The following is a 4,727-nucleotide window of genomic DNA, read 5'->3' as shown; positions in this document are numbered from 1 at the left end:
CATGCGCGTCGTCGCCGTGGTCGCCGAACGCCAGGACCTGCGCAACGCCATGAACCGGCTGCTGCGCGCGGATGGCGAGCTCAGCGACCTCCAGTCGGTGCTCCAGGAGGAGAACAAGCCCTCCGCCGAGGTGGTGCAGGTCACCAACGACTCCCTCGAAGACGACGCGCCGATTGTGCGATTCGTCAACCTCATCATCAGCCAGGCCATTCAGGACCGTGCCTCCGACATCCACATCGAGCCGGGCGAGTTCGAGGTGCGGGTGCGCTACCGCATCGACGGGGTGCTGCACGAGATGCAGCGCGCGCCGAAGCAGATCCAGAACGGCGTGACCTCCCGCCTCAAGATCATGAGCGACATCGACATCGCGGAACGCCGCAAGCCGCAGGACGGCCGGCTTTCGGTGATGCACGGCGGGCGCAAGATCGACCTGCGCGTGGCGACCCTCCCCACCGTGTGGGGAGAGAAGGTCGTCATGCGAATCCTCGACAACTCGACCTCGAGCCTGGACCTCAACGATCTGGGGCTGCTCCAGCACAACTACGACGTGTACAAAAAGTCGTACACCAAGCCCTACGGGATGATCCTCGTCACCGGCCCGACCGGCTCCGGCAAGTCGACGACGCTGTACACGACGCTCAACACCGTGGCGAAGCCGGAGATCAACGTGATCACCGTCGAGGACCCGGTGGAGTACCGGATGGCCGGCATCAACCAGGTTCAGGTGAACCCGAAGGCCGGCCTCACCTTCGCGAGCGCCCTGCGCTCCATTCTGCGTTCGGACCCGGATGTGGTGCTGCTCGGTGAGATCCGCGACCACGAGACCGCGCAGATCGCCATCGAGGCCTCGCTCACCGGCCACCTCGTGCTGTCGACCCTGCACACGAACGACGCGCCGAGCGCCGTCACGCGACTGACCGAGATGGACATCGAACCGTTCCTCGTCGGCTCGGCGCTCGATTCCGTGGTGGCCCAGCGACTCGCCCGTCGGCTCTGCGAGCGCTGCAAAGAGGCGTACACGCCGGTGGCGACGGAGATCGCGGCCCTCGGGTTCTGGATCGACCCCGACCAGCCGGTACCCGTGCTCTACCAGCCGATCGGCTGCCAGGTCTGCTCCAACACCGGGTACCGCGGCCGTATCGCCATCCACGAGATCATGGCCGTGAGCGAAGAGATCGAACGCCTCGCGGTGAGACGCGCGTCGAGCGCCGAGATCAAGAAGATCGCGATGGCCGAGGGAATGCTCACCCTGCGCCAGGACGGCTGGGCCAAGGCGCAGATGGGGCTCACGTCCATCGAAGAGATCCTGCGCGTCGTGGCCTAGTGGCGAGCCGACGGTCAACGAAGTGAGTATAGAGGGGGAGAACAGGGTGGACAAGCCTATCTACGAGATTCCGGTGATCGGTCCGACCGGCGAGCCGATCGTGCCGCCCACGTCGTCGCCGGTTGACTACCCGCCGCCGGGGGCTCATTCGTTCCGCCTCACGGAGCCCCAGTCGGCTTCCGCCCCCACGCAGCAGCCCCCGGCGCACGCCTACACGCCGCCCGCGCCGGTGACGTATCCGCCGCCCGCTGCGGCAACGTACCCGCCGCCTGCCGCGGCAACGTATCCGCCGCCCGCCGCGGCGACCTATCCGCCGCCGGCTCCGCCCCGTGACGCGACGGCGAGCCAGGCCTTTCCGCCGCCCGCGCCCGAGGCTCGCACCTACACGCCTCCGACGCTTCCGCCCTACATCTCGCCGGCCGACACGCTGGAATCGCTCGCGGAGGAGGTGCTCGCACAGCTGCCGCCGCCCGAGTACACCGCGCCCACCGAGGACTACTCGCCGGGCGGAAGCAGCTCGCATGCTCCCCGCGAGAACGCGGATTCCGACCTGGTCTATGCGCTGCAGCAGGTCGTGCTTCTGGGCGCGTCCGACCTCCATCTCACGAGCAACGCGCCACCCATGATCAGGATCGACGGTGGACTGCGGCCCCTCGAAGACGCCCCGGTGTGGGACCGCGAGCGGGTCGCGAACGCGATCATGACGCTCCTGACTCAGCAGCAAAAAGACAAGTTCGAGACGGAACTCGAGCTCGACCTCGCGTACACGATCTCGGCCAACGCCCGATTCCGGGTCAACGTCTACCAGCAGCGCGGGGCCATCGGCGCGGCCTTCCGGCTCATCCCGACGGTCGTCAAGTCGCTCACGGAGCTCGGCATTCCCGAGGTCGTCGCCAGGTTTGCGGGCCTGGCTCGTGGACTCGTGCTCGTCACCGGGCCCACGGGTTCTGGCAAGTCCACGACCCTCGCGGCGCTGATCGATCTGGTCAACCGCAACCGGGCCGACCACATCGTCACCGTCGAAGACCCCATCGAGTTCATGCACAAGCACCAGAAGTCGGTGATCAACCAGCGCGAGGTCGGGTCGGACACCCACAGCTTCGCGAACGCACTCAAGCACGTGCTGCGACAAGACCCCGACGTGATCCTGATCGGCGAGCTCCGCGACCTCGAGACCATCTCGGTGGCCCTCACCGCCGCGGAGACCGGCCACCTCGTGTTCGCGACTCTGCACACCCAGGACGCGTCGCAGACCATCGACCGTGTGATCGACGTCTTCCCGCCTCATCAGCAGGGGCAGGTGCGGGCTCAGCTCGCCGCGACCCTCAATGGGGTCGTCTGCCAGACCCTCGTCAAGCGTGCATCCGGATCCGGTCGGGCGGTCGCCACGGAGGTGATGATGGCCACGCCGGCCATTGCCAACCTCATCCGCGAGGGCAAGACCTACCAGATCCCGTCGGCCATGCAGGCGGGCCGCGAACTCGGAATGCACACCATGGACCAGCACCTGGCCGATCTGGTGAACTCCGGCATCATCACCCACCAGGCGGCGCTGGAGAAGGCTCACGACCGAGACGGCATCAACCGGCTCATCCAACGCGTCGAGTCGCCCACCGAAGCGTCGGGCCGCGCGCTCGCGTCCGGCGGCATCGTCTTCGGCGACTCATTCTCAGGAGAGGCTCGCTGATGGCGAACGCACAGGCCTTCGCGTACACCGGCCGCAACACCGCGGGCAAGCTCGTCAAGGGACGGGTGGATGCCCCGAACGAGGCAGCCGTCGCGACACGGCTTCGCGGCATGGGGGTGTCGCCGGTCACCATCACGGAATCGGCGGGGGGCACCGGCCTTCAGCGGGACATCGCGATCCCCGGCTTCACCAAACAGGTCACTTTGAAGGACCTCGCGATCATGTCCCGCCAAATGGCGACCATGATCGGCTCGGGCCTGTCGCTCCTGCGCACGCTCACGATCCTCGCCGAGCAGACCGAGAGCAAGCCGCTCACGAAGATCCTGGAGAGGGTGCGAGACGACGTGCAGACGGGCATCTCCACCTCCGACGCCTTTGCGCGGCACAGCGACGCCTTCCCGCCCCTCATGGTCAACATGATCCGCGCGGGCGAGACCGGCGGCTTTCTCGAGGGCGCGCTCGGGTCGATCGCCACAAACTTCGAGAAGGAGGTCAAGCTGCGCGGAACCATCAAGTCGGCGATGACCTACCCCGTGATCGTTTTGATCATGGCGATCCTCGCCGTGATCGCGATGCTCGTGTTCATCGTCCCGGTCTTCAAGACGATGTTCGAGGGCCTGGGCGGCCAGTTGCCGCTTCCCACGATGCTGCTCGTCTACCTGTCGCAGTCGATGGTCTACGTGATTCCGATCCTCGCGGTGACCGGCATCGCCTTCGCCATCTGGTGGCCGCGCAACAAGAACACGGAACGCGTGCGCAAGGTGCTCGACCCGATCAAGCTCAAGCTTCCGGTTTTCGGGCAGCTCCTCAAAAAGATCGCCGTGGCGCGGTTCAGCCGTAACTTCTCGAACATGATCAGTGCCGGTGTGCCGATCCTCCAGGCGCTCAACATCGTGGGGGAGACCTCCGGCAACTGGGTGATCGAGTCGTCCCTCAAGAATGTCGCCGAGTCGGTGCGTCAGGGTCGCTCCATCGCCGCGCCGCTCGCCGAGCAGCCTGTGTTTCCGGCCATGGTCACCCAGATGATCGCCGTGGGCGAGGACGCTGGCTCGCTCGAGATGATGCTCAACAAGATCGCCGATTTCTACGACCAGGAGGTGGAGGCCGCTACCGAGCAGCTCACCGCCATGATCGAGCCCCTCATGGTGGCCTTTCTCGGAGTGGTGGTCGGTGGCATGATCGTGGCGCTCTACCTGCCGATCTTCAACATCGCGACGCTGATCAAATAGGAGAATCCACAGTGTCCTGTCTGAAATGCGCGCCCGTTGCGCGACGCAGGACCCTCCAGCGGGGAAGCCAGGGGTTCACCCTGATCGAGCTTCTTGTTGTCGTCCTCATCATCGGAATTCTCGCTGCCGTTGCCCTGCCGGTGTACATGAGTCTTCAAGGGAATGCCAGAGACAGTGCGGCCAAGTCCGATCTAGCCGGGGCGAAGATCGCGGTCATCGGTTACGAGACAGACAAGCGTGCGTTCCCGACCGCAATCGACGGGGCGACGTTGGGGCGTTATGGCTACACCTCGACCACGGTTGACTGGAGCACATCGCTGGCCCCCGCCACGGGTACGTCATTCTGCCTCGTAGCGACGAGCTCGACCGGCAACAAGTTCTATGCGACCGACGTGCTCGGCGTGGGCGCCCCCAATGCTGCGCCGGCGGGCTGCTAGCGACCACGTCCACGTGCCTCCAACTGGGGGCGCGAAAAGCGATATATCCC

4 protein-coding genes are annotated in these 4,727 nt (G+C 65.9%); all 4 read left to right on the top strand.

Going from position 1 to position 4,727, the window contains the following annotated elements; genetic code table 11:
• A partial coding sequence (locus ACHZD8_RS08925) for a GspE/PulE family protein (protein WP_394769917.1) occupies positions 1–1,324 on the top strand: 1,324 nt, incomplete at its 5' end.
• A gap of 46 nt (positions 1,325–1,370) precedes the next feature.
• Entirely contained in the window at positions 1,371–3,011 is a 1,641-nt protein-coding gene (locus ACHZD8_RS08920; RefSeq protein WP_394769915.1) for a type IV pilus twitching motility protein PilT, read from the top strand.
• Positions 3,011–4,240: a type II secretion system F family protein gene (locus ACHZD8_RS08915; RefSeq protein WP_394769913.1), complete on the top strand. Its 1,230-nt coding sequence runs from the start codon at positions 3,011–3,013 to the stop codon at positions 4,238–4,240. Before ACHZD8_RS08920 ends, ACHZD8_RS08915 begins: the two co-directional genes overlap by 1 nt.
• Before the next feature lie 11 nt (positions 4,241–4,251).
• A complete protein-coding gene (locus ACHZD8_RS08910; RefSeq protein WP_394769912.1) occupies positions 4,252–4,677 on the top strand; it encodes a type IV pilin protein in 426 nt (141 codons plus the stop codon).
• The last annotated feature ends 50 nt before the right edge of the window (positions 4,678–4,727 follow it).

Origin of the sequence: Lacisediminihabitans sp. (assembly GCF_043726815.1) — a bacterium.
GTDB lineage: Bacteria > Actinomycetota > Actinomycetes > Actinomycetales > Microbacteriaceae > Lacisediminihabitans.
This window is presented reverse-complemented; position numbering and strand designations above follow the sequence as displayed.